Origin of the sequence: Neisseria sp. HMSC070F02, assembly GCF_001814225.1 — a bacterium.
Classification (GTDB): domain Bacteria; phylum Pseudomonadota; class Gammaproteobacteria; order Burkholderiales; family Neisseriaceae; genus Neisseria; species Neisseria meningitidis.
The window spans coordinates 1-15,964 of the sequence record NZ_KV815434.1; the positions used below are offsets into that span (position 1 = coordinate 1).

Below are 15,964 nucleotides of genomic sequence, written 5' to 3' on the forward strand. Positions count from 1 at the left end.
TCCCACTTTCGTGGGAATGACGGGATGCAGGTTTTCTTAACCCCGCGTTCTAGATTCCCACTTTCGTAGGAATGACGGCGGTAGATTTGGCAGATGCGGCGGATTCGGCAGGTCTCAACCCATCCTACAATCCACCCTGACCGCCTTTTACGAATCCGCCGCCATCCTGGGAAACGCAAAAAAATGCCGTCCGAAAACCTTTCAGACGGCATTTTCGCGGGCAAATCAGTAAAAGACTTCGCGTCAGCTTAAGCGTTTCATACCGCACGTCGGACCGGGCGGGTTTCGGGTTTCGGAAGAGCGGTGTGAAATGAAACGCGGCAGACGGCGTGTGTGCCGCCATCCTGCCCCGAACCGGCGGCAAAGCGTCATCGCGGTTTGAATCGGGCGGGCGCGTGCCTGTTCCGGCACGGATGCCGTCTGAAAGCGGCGGCAGCGGTATGTGTCGCCGGCTGTGATGCTGCTTTCCGGATGTCCGTTTGGGAGGAGGTCTGAATTGGCGGATGCCTGCCCGGGCCGCGTCAGCCTAAGGCGAAAAGTTCCCTGCCGTGGATTTTGAGCCACTGTTTCGCTTCGGGCGTGTAGGGTGCGAAGAGGCGGGTCAGTGCCCAGAACGCGCGGCTGTGGTCGGCGTGGGCGAGGTGGCAGAGTTCGTGTATGCAGACATAGTCGGCAACGTATTCCAGTGCGCCGACCAGCCGCCAGTTGAAGCGTATGCCTGTGGTTTTGCGGCACACGCCCCAAAAGGTTTTGGCAGAGGTCAGCGAGGAGGGGGCGGGGAACAGTTGTGTGGTGCGGGCGTGGCGTTCGAGGCGGGGAATCAGGTAACTGTGCGCCTGCCGTTCCAAAAAGTCCCGCAGCAGCGCAAGCTGTTTTTCGGGTGCGCCTTCGGGGACGAGGATTTCAGACGGCATCAGCAGGATTTGCGTGTCTTGATGGGCGGTGAGGGCAAGCTGTCTGCCGTGGAACCAGATATGTTCGGGCAGCCGGTTTTCGGCAGTTTGCGGCGGCGGTGTTTTCGCCAGTGTTTGCCGCAGGACGGCTTCGTTTTCATACAGCCAGCGGTTTAGAGCGGAGACGGAGAAGCAGGGTGGGACGCTGATGCGGACGGTATGTGTGCCGGCGGGGCGGATAATCAGGTTTTTCTTGGCACGGCGCTTGATTTCGACGGTCAGTTCCATGCCGTCTGAAAGGGTGTGGACAAAGGCGGTCATGCGGTTTCAGACGGCATTTTGGCGGCAAACGGGCCTGCGCCGGAAATGAGCGGCTGCTGCGTTTCGATGAGGTGTTCGCATTTTTCCATCAATTCGGCTTCGCTGCCGCTTGCGTGCGGGATGGTCGGACAGATGACGACGGTGATTTCCCCCGGATATTTCAGAAAGGAGTTTTTCGGCCAAAATTCGCCGCTGTTGAGGGCGACGGGGACGATGTCCATCTCAAACATTTTCGCCATGCGCGCGCCGCCGAGTTTGTATTTGCCGCGCTTTCCGGGTGCAAGGCGCGTGCCTTCGGGGAAAATGGTAATCCAATAGCCTTCGTTTTTGCGCGCCAACCCCTGTTTTATGAGCTGCTCGTTGGCTTCGCGGCGGTTGTTGCGGTCTATGCCTATGGTTTTGACCAGTTTCAAGCCCCAGCCGAAAAAGGGGATTTTGAACAACTCGCGTTTGGCAACGTAAACCTGCGGCGGAAAAATGTCCTGAAGGGCGAGCGTTTCCCAGCCGCTTTGGTGTTTGGCGCAGATGACGGCGGGGCGGTCGGGGATGTTTTCCGCGCCGATGATGCGGTATTTGAGCCCGACGATGTGTTTGAGCGAGAGGTTGAGGATTTTGACCCAGACCCGCGCCATCTTGTGCGCCCCGTCTCGGAAAGGCGAGGCGAGCAGCATAAAGGGAAAGAGGAAAATCAGGGTGGAACAGAGTATCAGCCAGTAAATCAGGTTGCGGATGATGAGCATGGTTTTGCCTTGTCGGAAATGCGGTATGTTCAGTCGGCTTGCGGTGCGGCGTTTTCCTGCATGATGTATTGTGAGAAATCGAGCAAGGTATCGAAAACCTGTGTGTGTTCGGGTAATTCGTGTCCGTGTTGGGAGAGCGTTTTTTTGCCTTTTCCGGTCAGAACCAGCGCGGGTTTTCCGCCGACGGCATCGATTGCCTGCAAATCGCGCAGGCTGTCGCCGACCAGCCAGGTTTCCGAGGCTTGGGCGTTGAAGCGTCCGATGATGTCTTCAATCATACCCGGTTTGGGCTTGCGGCAGTTGCAGTTGTCGGCATCGGTGTGCGGGCAGAACCAGATGCCGTTGATTTCGCCGCCTGCCTGACGGACGAGGCGGTGCATTTTGGCGTGCATTTCGGTAAGGTTTTGAACGGTAAAATATTTGCGCCCGATGCCGGATTGGTTGGTGGCAACGGCGACGGTGTAGCCTGCCTGCGTCAGAAATGCCACCGCATCCATGCTGCCTTCGACAGGTATCCACTCGTCAACGGATTTGACGAAGTCATCGCGGTCCTGATTGATGACGCCGTCGCGGTCGAGAATGATGAGTTTCATCGCGTTTCCTTTGGATTGGGGCAGGTCGGGGGTGGCATTATACTGAAATATCGGCAGTGATGCGCCTGTGCCGCGTGATATAGTGGATTAACAAAAACCAGTACGGCGTTACCTCACCTTAGCTCAAAGAGAACGATTCTCTAAGGTGCTGAAGCACCAAGTGAGTCGGTTCCGTACCATCTGTACTGTCTGCGGCTTCGTTGCCTTGTCCTGATTTTTGTTAATCCACTATAACGCAGCAATGCCGTCTGAAAACTCGTTCAGACGGCATTTTGTTATACGGATGCCAGTATGTCGGTCAGTCGGTCGATGTGGTGCGACAGGGACGGGTTGTAGTTCAGTGCACGCATCGGGTCGGACAGGCGGTGTCCGCCCTGTTTTTTAAGGCTGACGGCTTGGGCAACGGCTTGCGCCAGGGTTTCCGGGTTTTGGCGTGAGAAAAAGAATCCGGCTTCTTCGTTCATCACCTCTGTACATGCCATGTTTTCGGAGAGGACGACGCGTGTGCCGCATAGGACGGATTCGACACCGACCAGCCCGAAGGGTTCGTACAGGGAGGCCATAATGGTAAAGTCGGCGGCGCGGTAGAGTTCGGGCATATCGGTGCAGAAGCCCAGCCCGACGACGTTTTTCATAGGGCGGGGGAGCGGGGAGCCGACAACGGCGAGCTTGACGGGCAGGCCGGTATGTTCGAAAAAGTCGGCAAGCAGTTCCAGACCTTTGCGCGTGTGGCCGGTCGATGGGAACAGGAAAACGGTTTCATAGTCGGCAAAGCCGTATTTGGCGCGCAGGTCGGCAGTTTCTCCGGGTTGCGGGAAGAAGCGTTCCGTATCTGCGGGGGGGGGGGGCGACTTGGATTCTTTCAGGGGGAACGCCGTACAGTCCGACCAGTTCGCGCCGCATCATATGGGAATGCGCCATAATCAGTTTGGCGGTGGCGTAGTTGCTGCGGTTACGGCGTATGGCGAGGCGGTCGAGCAGGTTCGGTTTTTGCGCCATATGGTGCAGGTAGCCCAAGTGTGTGCCGCCGCAGATGAGGAGGTCGGCGTAATCGGCGTGGTGGCAGGCAATCAGTTTGGCGGCACTGTTTTTTCTGGTTTGAGCGAGCCGGCTTGAAAAGAGGAATGAGCGTAGTTTTTTCAGCGTCCGGTGTTGATCGACAAGATGGGGTTCGATCATGGCGTATTCAGGAATGCCGTGATCAAATTTCGTCGCATAAACGGCCGGTGTGATGTTTTGTCTGTTCAGACCCTTTACCAAATCCAATGTGTAGCGTTCCGTGCCGCCGCCGTGTTTGAAGTTGTTGGTTGCAATGTCTATTTTGAGCTTCATCATTGTTCCTTTATGGTTGCGTCCCGGTTTGTCGGGGCGGGATTTGTGCGTGAGGGGCAGGGTAATGCGCTGTGTGCCGGAATACGGTTGCCGTTTGTTGCGGCAATGCCGTCTGAAGCCGCCGGCGGGCTTCAAACGGCATTTTGCCTTTATCCTTTAAATACGGGGACGAGTTCCATTTGGCTCAATACCTGTGCGGCGATGTTGATGATGCCGAAAAGGAAGACCCAAACCATCAGCCACAAGCCGCCGTAAACTTTATAGGTTTTGCCTGCGCCGAATTTTTGGCGCGAACGGTAGAGCAGCATGGCGGGGATGATGCCTGTCCAGACGGTTGCCGCCAGGCCGACGTAGCCGATGGCGGTAACGAAGCCGGTGGGGAAGAGCAGGCAGGAAATTAGAGGCGGCAGGAAGGTCAGCGCGGCGGTTTTGGTGCGGCCGGACACGCTGTCGTTCCATTTGAAGATGTCGGCGATGTAGTCGAAGAGTCCGAGCGTTACACCTAAAAACGAGGTGGCGATCGCCATGTAGGAAAATAGGGACAATATTTTATCCATATTGCCGGTTTGGGCGAATTTGGACAGGGTTTCGATGAGGACGGAGACTTGCCCTTCGGCGGCAATCACGGGGGCGAACTCGTTGCGCGGCAGGTTGCCTTGGATGGCGGTTTGCCAGAGGACGTAAATTACCAGCGCAATCAGTGTGCCCGTCCAGATGGATTTAGCCACTTTGGGCGCGTCGCCTTTAAAGTATTTGAGCAGGCTGGAGACGTTGCCGTGGAAACCGAATGACGCAAGGCAGACGGGCAGGGCGGTGGCGGCGTAAATCCAGTAGTTGGTGCCGACGGGGGCTTGGGTGTCGAACAGGACGGGCAGTTTGGCATCGGCAATCAGGCCGCCGGTTGCCCAAATAAAGGTTAATACCATGCCGCCGATGAGGACGCTGGTGAATCGGTCGACCAAGCGTGCGGATGCCCATACGCAAAAGGCGAGAATGCCGAAGAAGACGAGTTGTCCGACGGTGAGTGAAACGTCGCCGCCCAAGGCGTTGCCGATGCCTTTGGCGGTCAGGTCGCCGCCAACGAAGATGTAGGCGTAGGTGAGCAGGTATAAAACGAAGGCGACGGCGATGCCGTTGATGATGTTCCAGCCGCGTCCGAGCAGGTCTTTGACCATCGTGTCGAAACTTGCGCCGTGCGGATAATGGGTGTTGACTTCCAAAATCATCAGGCCGCTGGAAAGCATAGAAAACCAGGTGTACAGCAACACGGCCAGCGAGCCGGTAAACCATACGCCGGATGTGGCGGTCGGGTTGGCGAGCATACCTGCGCCGATGACCGTGCCGGCGATAATCATCGCGCCGCCGAACAGTGAAGGGGTTTTGGTGGGCATATTTTGTCTTTCTGCCAGAAAAAGCGAGCCGCCATTATGCCGTAAAGTGTAAGGATTTGTAAGGCATTTGCGCCGCGCCGCCCGAAAAGGCTTTCAGACGGCATTGTGTTCCATAGTATAATCTTGGGTTTTGGAGTGGGCGGTTCGTCAGATGGGAGGGAAAATGTCCGACAAAAAATATAATGTCGATGAGGGGGAAATCGCCAAATTCAGCCGGATTGCCGACAAATGGTGGGACAAGTCGGGCGAGTTCAAAACCTTGCACGACATCAATCCGCTCCGGCTCGATTATATCGACGGACACGCGGATTTGTGCGGCAAACGGGTTTTGGACGTGGGCTGCGGCGGCGGCATCCTTGCGGAAAGCATGGCGCGGCGCGGCGCGGCGTTTGTCAAGGGTATCGACATGGCGGAGCAGTCGCTGGAAACCGCCCGCCTGCACGCGGCTTTGAACAATGTCGCCGATATCGAATACGAATGTATCCGCGTGGAAGACCTTGCCGAGGCGGAACCGCACTCGTTCGATGTGGTAACGTGCATGGAAATGATGGAACACGTCCCCGATCCCGCCGCCATCGTGCGTGCTTGTGCCAAGCTGGTCAAACCGGACGGCATGGTGTTTTTTTCCACCATCAATAAAAACCCGAAATCGTACCTGCATCTGATTGTGGCGGCGGAATATCTGTTGAAGTTTGTCCCCAAAGGCACGCACGACTGGAAAAAATTCATCGCGCCTGCCGAGCTGGCGCGGATGTGCCGTCAGGCAGGCTTGGATGTGGCGGATACGAAGGGTATGACTTACCATGTGTTGTCGCAAACTTATGCCCTGTGCGATTCGACCGATGTGAATTATATGTTTGCCTGCCGTCCGGCGTTCTGACGGCGGGTTTGCCCGTTTTTGAGCAAGTGAGTTGATATGTCTGTCTATACCAGTGTTTCCGATGATGAAATGCGCGGCTTCCTGAGCGGTTACGATTTGGGGGAATTTGTTTCCCTGCAGGGCATCGCGCAGGGGATTACCAACAGCAATTATTTTCTGACGACGACTTCGGGACGTTATGTGCTGACCGTGTTTGAAGTGTTGAAACAGGAAGAGCTGCCGTTTTTTCTGGAGCTTAACCGGCATTTGAGTATGAAGGGCGTGGCGGTTGCCGCGCCGGTTGCGCGCAAAGACGGCCGGCTTGATTCCGTTTTGGCGGGCAAGCCCGCATGCCTGGTTGCCTGCCTGAAAGGTTCGGACACCGCGCTGCCGACGGCGGAACAGTGTTTCCATACCGGCGCGATGTTGGCGAAAATGCACCTTGCCGCCGCCGATTTCCCTTTGGAAATGGAAAACCCGCGTTATGATGCGTGGTGGACAGAGGCGTGCGCCCGACTGCTGCCCGTCCTGCCGCGAGACGATGCCGCGCTGCTGTGTTCCGAAATCGATGCGCTGAAGGACAATCTCGGCAACCATCTGCCTTCGGGCATCATCCACGCCGATTTGTTCAAGGATAATGTGTTGCTTGACGGCGGTCAGGTATCGGGTTTCATCGATTTCTATTATGCCTGCCGGGGCAATTTTATGTATGACTTGGCGATTGCGGTCAACGATTGGGTAAGGACGGCGGACAATAAGTTGGATGAGGCGTTGAAAAAGGCGTTTATCGGCGGTTATGAGGGCGTGCGCCCCTTGAGTGCCGAAGAAAAGGCGTATTTCCCGACCGCCCAACGCGCCGGCTGCATCCGTTTTTGGGTGTCGCGCCTGTTGGATTTTCATTTTCCGCAGGAGGGCGAGATGACGTTTATCAAAGACCCGAACGCGTTCCGCAACCTGCTATTGAGTTTGGGTTGAGTGTGTCCGGCGTTTGACAGAAATGCCGTCTGAAAGGGTTTCAGACGGCATTTTTATGGCTGATTAAAACGAAAATGAGACGATAGCCGGGTATTTTCCATTTTATAGTGGATTAACAAAAATCAGGACAAGGCGACCGAAGCCGCAGACAGTACAGATAGTACGGAACCGATTCACTTGGTGCTTAGCACCTTTAGAGAATCGTTCTCTTCGAGCTAGGGCGAGGCAACGCCGTACTGGTTTTTGTTAATCCACTATAAATCAATGTAATCCATTCTGTTCCCGATGTTTATGCCGTCTGAAACCCATCCTGTGTCGGGCTTCAGACGGCATATTGCTTCAAAGCAGGTTTTCCGAGGCAACCCAGTTCAGAATATCGGCTTCGACCGCTTCGGGCGTGCCGGGGTTGGCGATTTTGACCCCGTATTCGCCTTCGCCCAGTTCCTCGAGGATTTCCAGTTGCGAATCGAGCATCCCTGCTTTCATGTAATGTCCTTTGCGCGACATCATGCGCTCGAGGTTGATGTCTTGCGGCGGACTGAGGTGGATGAAGGCAGCTTTGCCTTCGGCTCCGCGCAGAATGTCGCGGTAGCCGCGTTTGAGGGCGGAACAGGTTACGATGGTGTGGTTCGCACCGTTTTGCGCCTGTTTCGTCATCCAGTCGCGCAGATTGCCCAACCACGGATAGCGGTCTTCATCGGTCAGCGGAATACCCGCGCCCATCTTGTCGCGGTTGGCTTGGGTGTGGAACTCGTCGCCTTCGGCATAGGGACATTGACCGAGGTGTTTCTGCAGGGACAGCGCGGCGGTGGTCTTGCCGCAGCCGCATACGCCCATAACGACAAAATGCGTAGTCATTTACTATCCTTTCCGTCTGTCAGACGATGGCGAACAGCAGTGCGGACAAGGCAAAGCCGATGAGTGCGATGAGGGTTTGGTTGACCGTCCAGGTTTTCAGCGTGGTCGGTACGTCCATGTCCAAGAGGCGGCCGACCAGCCAGAAGCCGGAGTCGTTGAAGTGGCTGCAACCGACCGAACCTGCCGCCGTTGCCAATACGATACAGGCGAGCTGCCAGTCGGTAAAGCCGGCGGCGGCAACGGCAGGAGCCATCAGCGCGGCGGCGGTGGTCAGGGCGACGGTTGCCGAACCTTGCGCGATACGCAGTGCCAAGGCGACAAGGAAACAGCCCAAAAGGACGGGAATGCCCAAATCCGCCATGCTGTCGGCGAGTGCCTTGCCGATGCCGGAAGCGCGCAAAACGCCGCCGAACATACCGCCCGCGCCGGTAATCAGAATCACGGAACAGACGGGGGCGAGTGCGCCGTCCACGGTTTTTTCCAACGCGCTGCCGCTTTCGCCGCGTTTGCGTCCCAAGACAAACAGTGCGACCAATACGGAAATCAGAAGGGCGATCGGTGTCGAACCGATTATTTTTGCCGTCTGAACCCAGGTTTCGTCCGCACTTACGAGTTTTTCGCTGATGAGGGCCGATACGCCGGTATTCAGGAAAATCAGCAGCATGGGAATCAGCATGATGGCGACGACCGTTCCTGCTTTGGCAGGTTCTTTCGGCAGGTCGTTGTCTTGCGTGCCGCCGCTGAGCAGTTCGGGAACGGGAACATGGATGGTGCACCCCAACACTTTGCCGAGCATATAGCCGCTGAAATACCATGTGATGAAGGCGGTCGGCAGACCCAAAATCAAAACTTGGCCGATGTTCGCGCCGTAAAATTCGGAAGCGGCAATCGGGCCCGGATGGGGCGGCAGGAAGACGTGCATGACGGAAAATGCGCCGATGGAGGCAAGCGCGAAGGGCAGTACGTCCTGTTTCATGCGCCGTGCGGTGGCGAACACGATGGGCAGCATGACGATTAGTCCGGCATCGAAGAAAATCGGGAAGCCGAAAATCAGCGAGGCAACGCCCAGCGCGAACGGTGCGCGTTTTTCGCCGAACATCCGGATCAGCGCGTCCGCCAGCGACTGTGCGCCGCCGGATGTTTCGACCAGACGTCCGAGCATCGCGCCCAGGCCGACCAGAAGCGCCACGCCGCCGAGCGTGCCGCCGAAGTTTTTGACCAGTACGTCGTTGACAATGCTGCCTGTGGGCAAACCGGTTGCCAAAGCCGTCAGCAGGCTGACGATGACCAGTGTCAGCAGCGCGTGGATGCGGAATTTGACGATTAAAATCAGAATGAGGATGATTGCCGCCGCCGAAATGCCCAACAGGGTTTGCGCGGACAGCGTCTGTGTCCAGCCGTCCATTTGTAAAGCCTTTCTCTGTAATAAAAGTACAAAATTGTCAGGTTTTTTTAAGTTGTGCGAAAACGATAGCACAAATCGGGCGGTAAGTTGTTTGTCTGAAGTTATATTCCTGTTTATTTGAACGATTTATTTCAGACGGCGGGAGGAAGGCGGATACGGTATGTAGTCGGATTGAAATATACGGTATGTGGGGCTTTTGGGTACAATCGCAACATCAGTGTTTCAAGTGGGGAAGGCGATGGATGGACGGCGTTGGGCGGTATGGGGTGCTTTTGCCCTGCTGCCTTCGGCTTTTTTGGCGGTAATGGTCGTTGCGCCTTTGTGGGCGGTGGCGGCGTATGACGGTTTGGCGTGGGGCGCGGTGCTGTCGGATGCCTATATGCTCAAACGTTTGGCGTGGACGGTGTTTCAGGCGGCGGCAACCTGTGTGCTGGTGCTGCCTTTGGGCGTACCTGTCGCGTGGGTGCTGGCGCGGCTGGCGTTCCCGGGGCGGACTTTCGTGCTGCGCCTGCTGATGCTGCCGTTTGTGATGCCCACGTTGGTGGCGGGCGTGGGCGTGCTGGCTCTGTTCGGGGCGGACGGCCTGTTGTGGCGCGGACGGCAGGATACGCCGTATCTGTTGTTGTACGGCAATGTGTTTTTCAACCTTCCTGTGTTGGTCAGGGCGGCGTATCAGGGGTTTGTGCAAGTGCCTGCGGCACGGCTTCAGACGGCACGGACGTTGGGCGCGGGGGCGTGGCGGCGGTTTTGGGACATTGAAATGCCCGTTTTGCGCCCGTGGCTTGCCGGCGGCGTGTGCCTTGTCTTTCTGTATTGTTTTTCCGGGTTCGGGCTGGCATTGCTGCTGGGCGGCAGCCGTTATGCCACGGTCGAAGTGGAAATTTACCAGTTGGTCATGTTCGAACTCGATATGGCGGTTGCTTCGGTGCTGGTGTGGCTGGTGTTGGGGGTAACGGCGGCGGCAGGGTTGCTGTATGCGTGGTTCGGCAGGTGCGCGGTTTCGGATAAGGCGGTTTCCCCTGTGATGCCGTCGTCGCCGCAGTCGGTCGGGGAATATGTGCTGCTGGCGTTTGCGGCGGCGGTGTTGTCTGTGTGCTGCCTGTTTCCTTTGTTGGCAATTGTTGTGAAAGCGTGGTCGGCCGGCGAATCGTGGCGTGTGTTAATGGAAAGTGAAACGTGGCAGGCGGTGTGGAATACTTTGCGCTTCTCGGCGGCGACGGTGTATGCGGCGGCGGTTTTGGGTGTGGTGTATGCGGCGGCGGCGCGGCGGTCGGCGTGGATGCGCGGGCTGATGTTTTTGCCGTTTATGGTGTCGCCGGTTTGTGTTTCGGCGGGCGTGCTGCTGCTTTATCCGCAGTGGACGGCTTCGTTGCCGCTGCTGCTGGCGATGTATGCGCTGCTGGCGTATCCGTTTGTGGCAAAAGATGTTTTGTCGGCTTGGGATGCACTGCCGCCGGATTACGGCAGGGCGGCGGCGGGTTTGGGTGCAAACGGCTTTCAGACGGCATGCCGCATCACGTTCCCCCTCTTGAAACCGGCGTTGCGGCGCGGTCTGACTTTGGCGGCGGCAACCTGCGTGGGCGAATTTGCGGCAACCTTGTTCCTGTCGCGTCCCGAGTGGCAGACGCTGACGACTTTGATTTATGCCTATTTGGGACGCGCGGGTGAGGATAATTACGCGCGGGCGATGGTGCTGACATTGCTGTTGGCGGCGTTCGCGCTGGGCATTTTCCTGCTGTTGGACAACGGCGAAGGCGGAAAACAGACGGAAACGTTATAATGTGAACCCTTTTTCAGAGGACGGCAAAATGAGCGAGTTGGATAACATCCTTGCCCATAACCGGCAGTTTGTCGAGTCGGGCGAATATGAAAAATACTTTACCGACAAATACCCCGAACGCGGGCTGGCAGTTTTGTCCTGTATGGATGCGCGGATTATCGGGCTGCTGCCCGACGCGTTGGGTTTGAAAAACGGCGATGCCAAGCTGATTAAAAATGCCGGCGCGCTGGTTACGCACCCGTGGGGTTCGGTGATGCGGAGTCTTTTGGTTGCCGTGTTTGAATTGAAGGTCAGAGAGATTATGGTCATCGCCCATCACGATTGCGGTATGCAGGGGCTGAATGCCGAAGAATTCCTCGGGCGCGTCCGGGAAAGCCAGATTCCCGAAGACCGTATCGAAACCCTGCGTTATGCCGGTATCGACCTCGACGGCTGGCTGACCGGTTTCGACAACGTCGAAGACAGCGTGCGCCATACTGTCGAACTCATCCGCCGCCATCCGCTGATGCCGCGCCATATTGCCGTTCACGGATTGGTCATCCATCCCGTTACCGGCAAACTGACGCTGGTTGTGGACGGCAGTGTTTCAGACGGCATGGACTTATCGGAAGGAATGGAAACATCATGAAGAAAATCGGACTGTTCGGCGGCACTTTCGACCCGATACACAACGGGCATCTCCACATCGCCCGCGCCTTTGCCGACGAAATCGGCTTGGACGCGGTTGTTTTCCTGCCGACAGGCGGCCCGTATCACAAAGACGCAGCCTCCGCTTCCGCCGCCGACCGCCTTGCCATGGTCGAACTGGCGACGGCAGAAGACGCGCGTTTTGCCGTCAGCGATTGCGACATCGTCCGAGAAGGTGCAACCTATACTTTTGATGCCGTCCAAATCTTCCGCCAGCAGTTCCCATCCGCGCAACTCTGGTGGCTGATGGGCAGCGACAGCCTGATGAAGCTGCACACATGGAAAAAATGGCAGATGCTCGTGCGCGAAACCAATATCGCCGTCGCCATGAGGCAGGGCGATAGCCTGCACCAAACCCCGCGCGAACTGCACGCGTGGCTGGGCAAGTCCCTTCAGGACGGCAGCGTCCGCATCTTGTCCGCCCCGATGCATAATGTGTCGTCAACGGAAATCCGCCGCAACCTTGCCAGCCAAGGCGTTTCAGACGGCATCCCGCCTGCCGCCGCACGCTACATCCGCGAACACGGTTTGTATGAAAAATAAAGTCAAATCAGTAAGAAACGGCTATAATGCCGTCTGAAAACATCCCGTTAGGAAAATAATGAACGAACAAGAACTGCAAGACCTGCAAAAAATGGTCGGGGTCGCCGTCAACGCCCTCGAAGACATCAAAGCCAAAGACATTTCCGTTCTCGAAACGCAAGACAAAACTTCGCTGTTTGCCAGAATGATTATCGCCAGCGGCGACAGTACGCGCCAAGTCAAAGCACTGGCCAACAACGTTGCCGTCGATTTGAAAGAAGCCGGTTTTGAAATCCTCAGCACCGAAGGCGACAGCGGCGAATGGACGTTGGTTGATGCAGGAGACCTCGTCGTCCACGTTATGCTCCCCGCCGTGCGCGACTTCTATGATATCGACACCCTTTGGGGCGGCGAGAAACCGAGTTTCCACGCCGGAATGCAGAAGCCGTGGCACGCGGCAGACTGATTCCCGATGCCGTCTGAATGTTCAGACGGCATTTTCCTGTAAGGGAGAAAGCATTGAACATCACCGTTTTGGCAGTCGGCACCAAAATGCCGCGCTGGGTTGATGAGGCCGTCGCCGAATACGCCAAACGCTTCGGACGCGACGTCGCCTACGCACTCAAAGAAATCAAACCCGAAAAACGCGGCGCGGGCGTGAATGCCGCCCAAGGTATGGCGGCGGAAGAAAAACGCATCCTTGAAGCCATTCCGCAAGGCGCGTTCCTCGTCGTTCTTGACGAACGCGGCAAAGCACCGACCTCCGTCGAGCTGGCGGAACACCTCAAAAGCTGGCAGCAAAACGGCGAACACGTCTGCTTCGTCATCGGCGGCGCGGACGGAATGACCGACCGCCTCAAACAACAAGCCCGTATAATGATGCGCCTGTCCAGCCTGACCCTGCCGCACGGGATGGTGCGCGTCCTTCTGACCGAGCAGCTCTACCGCGCCGCCTCCATCCTGCACAACCATCCCTATCATCGGGAATAAGAAGGCTTTTGTCCGTATCCCTAATCGGTTAAAATTACCCCGTTATTTCTGAACACAGCAAAGGAATCCGCTATGGCACGCATGGTATTCTGCGTCAAGCTCAACAAAGAAGCCGAAGGCATGAAATTTCCGCCGCTTCCCAACGAATTGGGCAAGCGCATTTTTGAAAACGTATCGCAAGAAGCGTGGGCGGCGTGGACGCGCCACCAAACGATGCTGATTAACGAAAACCGTTTAAGCCTCGCCGATCCGCGCGCGCGCGAATACCTGGCTCAGCAGATGGAGCAGTATTTCTTCGGCGACGGCGCGGATGCCGTTCAGGGATACGTTCCGCAATAACGGTTTTCCGTTTTGAACACAGGCTGTCCGAAACTGCTTCAGACGGCCTTTAAAATACGCCGGACAACTTTATCTTCACGCAACCGGACAAATTTTGACATTGGGCAATGTTAAAATCCCCCATTATTCCCAACCGCGCTTTCAGGAGCAGATGATATGCAACACGACGTTTACGACTACACCGCGCATACGGTTTCTAAAAACACCGTCCTGCAGAAAACCTACCGCCTGCTCGGATTTTCATTCATTCCGGCTGCCGCAGGCGCGGCACTTGCCGCCAATGCCGGTTTCAATTTTTACGCCGCCTTCGGTTCGCGCTGGATAGGGTTTGCCGTCGTGTTGGCGTTTTTCTACGGTATGATCCACTTCATCGAGAAAAACCGTTACAGCAATACCGGCGTTACCCTGCTGATGGTATTCACATTCGGTATGGGCGTATTGATCGGCCCCGTGCTGCAATACGCGCTCCATATTGCCGACGGTGCGAAAATCGTCGGCATTGCCGCCGCGATGACCGCCGCCGTCTTTTTAACGATGTCCGCCTTGGCGCGCCGAACCCGGCTCGATATGAACGCGCTCGGACGCTTCCTGACCGTAGGTGCGGTCATTCTGATGGTCGCCGTGGTTGCCAATCTGTTTTTGGGTATTCCCGCACTCGCCCTGACCATTTCCGCCGGTTTTGTCTTGTTCAGTTCCTTAATGATTATGTGGCAGGTACGCACCGTCATCGACGGCGGCGAAGACAGCCACATCAGCGCGGCACTGACACTGTTTATCTCGCTTTACAACATCTTCAGCAGCCTGCTGAACATCCTGTTGTCTTTAAACGGCGAGGATTGATGTCGGTAAAACGCCGTCCGACTATGCCGTCTGAAAATGCTTCAGACGGCATTTTACTTTGGGCATACAATACGGATGCACACGCACCAACACACAGCCGACTATGAAGCCGGGAGGAATCAAATGTTACCGAATACACCGCGCCGCGCCGTTTATGCCGGCAGTTTCGATCCGCCCACATTGGGGCATCTGTGGATGATACGGCAGGCGCAATCTATGTTTGACGAACTCATCGTCGCCATCGGCATTAACCCCGACAAACGCAGCACCTATACCGTCGCTGAAAGGCAGGATATGTTGTGCGATATTACTAAAATGTTTCCCAACGTCAGAACCGATGTATTTGAAAACCGATTTCTGGTGCATTACGCCCGTGAGGTAGATGCAGGATTCATCGTGCGCGGCATCCGTTCTGCTTCGGATTACGAATACGAACGTTCCATGCGCCATATCAACAGCGACCTCGCCCCCGAAATATCCACCGTATTCCTCATGCCGCCGCGCGAAATCGCCGAAGTGTCGTCCACTATGGTCAAAGGTTTGGTCGGGCCGGAAGGCTGGACGGAAACCGTCAAAAGATATGTGCCGCCGGCCGTGTACCAAAAAATGATTGCAGAACATCAACACGAAAATTGAACCCTTCTATTTTTGCAAGGCATATATGGATATGTTGGAAATTTTGTTCCGCCATCAAGACTTCGTCGCCATCAACAAACCGGGCGGCATATCCGTCCACCAAGACAGCGGCGAGACCGGACTGGCCCGAACACTCGCCATACAGTTGGGCGTAGAGCGTGTGTGGCTGCTGCACCGATTGGACAAACAGACCAGCGGCATTTTACTGTTTGCCCTCAACAGAGAAAGCGCGTCCGCCCTTAGCGGACAGTTTGCCGGCAAAAGCATCAAAAAAACCTATTTGGCACTATCCGACCGCAAACCGTCCAAAAAGCAGGGTTGGATTAAAGGCGGAATGGAAAAATCCAGACGCGGAATGTGGAAGTTGACGCGCAATACAGAAAATATCGCCGTTACCCGATTCCACAGCATCAGTATCGCCGAAAAACTGCGGCTGTTCATCCTGGAACCGCATACGGGCAAAACGCACCAATTGAGAGTGGCGATGAAAAGTTTGGGCAGTCCGATTCTGGGTGACAGCTTATACGGCGGAACAGAATCCGAAACCATGTTTCTGTATGCATGGAAAATACAATTTGCCTACCAAAACCGACAAATCGAAATTGTTGCACCCTTAAAAAACGAATGGCAGACTGAAAATATCTCTCATGCGCTGGAAGAATTTTATATGGCAAAAGCAGGTTAATAAATATAAATTAATTTATAAACAATATGATAAATATTTTTATAAAAATTTTTCAAGAAAACGGTTGACTGCAAATCTCTTCAAGCGTATAGTTCGGTTCTTCGCTGCTGCAGAAGCG

General features: G+C 55.8%; 19 protein-coding genes. 11 read left to right on the plus strand and 8 right to left on the minus strand.

Annotated elements, in window-relative coordinates:
- Positions 1–521: 521 nt before the first annotated feature.
- The 6 genes from HMPREF2959_RS05970 to HMPREF2959_RS05990 all read right to left on the minus strand — a co-directional run bounded on the left by HMPREF2959_RS05970 (position 522) and on the right by HMPREF2959_RS05990 (position 5,270).
- Positions 522–1,214 (minus strand): YgjP family zinc-dependent metalloprotease, encoded by a 693-nt coding sequence (locus HMPREF2959_RS05970; protein WP_070696521.1) that lies wholly within the window; start codon positions 1,212–1,214, stop codon positions 522–524.
- Entirely contained in the window at positions 1,211–1,954 is a 744-nt protein-coding gene (locus tag HMPREF2959_RS05975; RefSeq protein WP_002221698.1) for a lysophospholipid acyltransferase family protein, read from the minus strand. Before HMPREF2959_RS05975 ends, HMPREF2959_RS05970 begins: the two co-directional genes overlap by 4 nt.
- Positions 1,955–1,983: 29 nt before the next feature.
- The gene (gene gmhB, locus HMPREF2959_RS05980; RefSeq protein ID WP_002214967.1) at positions 1,984–2,547 is read right to left on the minus strand and encodes a D-glycero-beta-D-manno-heptose 1,7-bisphosphate 7-phosphatase; all 564 of its coding nucleotides are present in this window, start codon (positions 2,545–2,547) and stop codon (positions 1,984–1,986) included.
- 275 nt (positions 2,548–2,822) lie between these two features.
- On the minus strand, positions 2,823–3,413 hold the full coding sequence (locus tag HMPREF2959_RS13255) for a glycosyltransferase (protein WP_306807731.1): 591 nt from the start codon (positions 3,411–3,413) through the stop codon (positions 2,823–2,825).
- Positions 3,307–3,879, minus strand: a complete 573-nt coding sequence (locus tag HMPREF2959_RS13260; protein WP_002252361.1) for a glycosyltransferase family 4 protein — start codon at positions 3,877–3,879, stop codon at positions 3,307–3,309. Before HMPREF2959_RS13260 ends, HMPREF2959_RS13255 begins: the two co-directional genes overlap by 107 nt.
- Positions 3,880–4,028: 149 nt before the next feature.
- On the minus strand, positions 4,029–5,270 hold the full coding sequence (locus tag HMPREF2959_RS05990) for an aromatic amino acid transporter (RefSeq protein WP_070696523.1): 1,242 nt from the start codon (positions 5,268–5,270) through the stop codon (positions 4,029–4,031).
- 151 nt (positions 5,271–5,421) lie between these two features.
- Here HMPREF2959_RS05990 and ubiG point away from each other — a divergent pair, with 151 nt between their 5' ends.
- Both ubiG and thrB read left to right on the plus strand, forming a co-directional pair.
- Entirely contained in the window at positions 5,422–6,150 is a 729-nt protein-coding gene (gene ubiG / locus HMPREF2959_RS05995) for a bifunctional 2-polyprenyl-6-hydroxyphenol methylase/3-demethylubiquinol 3-O-methyltransferase UbiG (RefSeq protein WP_002230026.1), read from the plus strand.
- A gap of 36 nt (positions 6,151–6,186) precedes the next feature.
- Positions 6,187–7,104, plus strand: coding sequence for a homoserine kinase (gene thrB / locus HMPREF2959_RS06000; protein ID WP_002243653.1), 918 nt, complete (start codon positions 6,187–6,189; stop codon positions 7,102–7,104).
- Between the two features lie 339 nt (positions 7,105–7,443).
- Here thrB and HMPREF2959_RS06005 read toward each other — a convergent pair whose 3' ends face one another.
- Together HMPREF2959_RS06005 and HMPREF2959_RS06010 are read right to left on the minus strand one after the other, a co-directional pair.
- A complete protein-coding gene (locus HMPREF2959_RS06005; RefSeq protein WP_002214960.1) occupies positions 7,444–7,962 on the minus strand; it encodes a gluconokinase, GntK/IdnK-type in 519 nt (172 codons plus the stop codon).
- Between the two features lie 19 nt (positions 7,963–7,981).
- A complete protein-coding gene (locus HMPREF2959_RS06010; protein ID WP_002218155.1) occupies positions 7,982–9,367 on the minus strand; it encodes a GntP family permease in 1,386 nt (461 codons plus the stop codon).
- Between the two features lie 238 nt (positions 9,368–9,605).
- Here HMPREF2959_RS06010 and HMPREF2959_RS06015 point away from each other — a divergent pair, with 238 nt between their 5' ends.
- The 9 genes from HMPREF2959_RS06015 (at position 9,606) to HMPREF2959_RS06055 (ending at position 15,846) form a co-directional block, all read left to right on the plus strand.
- Entirely contained in the window at positions 9,606–11,147 is a 1,542-nt protein-coding gene (locus tag HMPREF2959_RS06015) for an ABC transporter permease (protein ID WP_002243652.1), read from the plus strand.
- A 28-nt stretch (positions 11,148–11,175) separates the two neighbouring features.
- Positions 11,176–11,775, plus strand: a complete 600-nt coding sequence (locus HMPREF2959_RS06020; protein WP_002235265.1) for a beta-class carbonic anhydrase — start codon at positions 11,176–11,178, stop codon at positions 11,773–11,775.
- Positions 11,772–12,377, plus strand: coding sequence for a nicotinate-nucleotide adenylyltransferase (gene nadD / locus HMPREF2959_RS06025; RefSeq protein WP_002243651.1), 606 nt, complete (start codon positions 11,772–11,774; stop codon positions 12,375–12,377). The genes HMPREF2959_RS06020 and nadD overlap by 4 nt, the downstream gene beginning before the upstream one ends.
- A 58-nt stretch (positions 12,378–12,435) precedes the next feature.
- On the plus strand, positions 12,436–12,822 hold the full coding sequence (gene rsfS, locus HMPREF2959_RS06030; RefSeq protein WP_002214954.1) for a ribosome silencing factor: 387 nt from the start codon (positions 12,436–12,438) through the stop codon (positions 12,820–12,822).
- Positions 12,823–12,875: 53 nt separating this feature from the next.
- Positions 12,876–13,346 carry a 23S rRNA (pseudouridine(1915)-N(3))-methyltransferase RlmH gene (gene rlmH / locus HMPREF2959_RS06035; RefSeq protein WP_002236223.1) on the plus strand — a complete coding sequence of 157 codons (471 nt, stop codon included), beginning with the start codon at positions 12,876–12,878 and terminating at the stop codon, positions 13,344–13,346.
- A gap of 72 nt (positions 13,347–13,418) precedes the next feature.
- Positions 13,419–13,685, plus strand: a complete 267-nt coding sequence (locus HMPREF2959_RS06040) for an oxidative damage protection protein (RefSeq protein ID WP_002214948.1) — start codon at positions 13,419–13,421, stop codon at positions 13,683–13,685.
- A gap of 156 nt (positions 13,686–13,841) precedes the next feature.
- Entirely contained in the window at positions 13,842–14,525 is a 684-nt protein-coding gene (locus tag HMPREF2959_RS06045; protein ID WP_002214943.1) for a Bax inhibitor-1 family protein, read from the plus strand.
- A 123-nt stretch (positions 14,526–14,648) separates the two neighbouring features.
- Positions 14,649–15,161 (plus strand): pantetheine-phosphate adenylyltransferase, encoded by a 513-nt coding sequence (gene coaD / locus HMPREF2959_RS06050; protein ID WP_002243650.1) that lies wholly within the window; start codon positions 14,649–14,651, stop codon positions 15,159–15,161.
- Between the two features lie 31 nt (positions 15,162–15,192).
- Positions 15,193–15,846, plus strand: a complete 654-nt coding sequence (locus tag HMPREF2959_RS06055) for a TIGR01621 family pseudouridine synthase (protein WP_002218148.1) — start codon at positions 15,193–15,195, stop codon at positions 15,844–15,846.
- Positions 15,847–15,964: the final 118 nt, after the last annotated feature.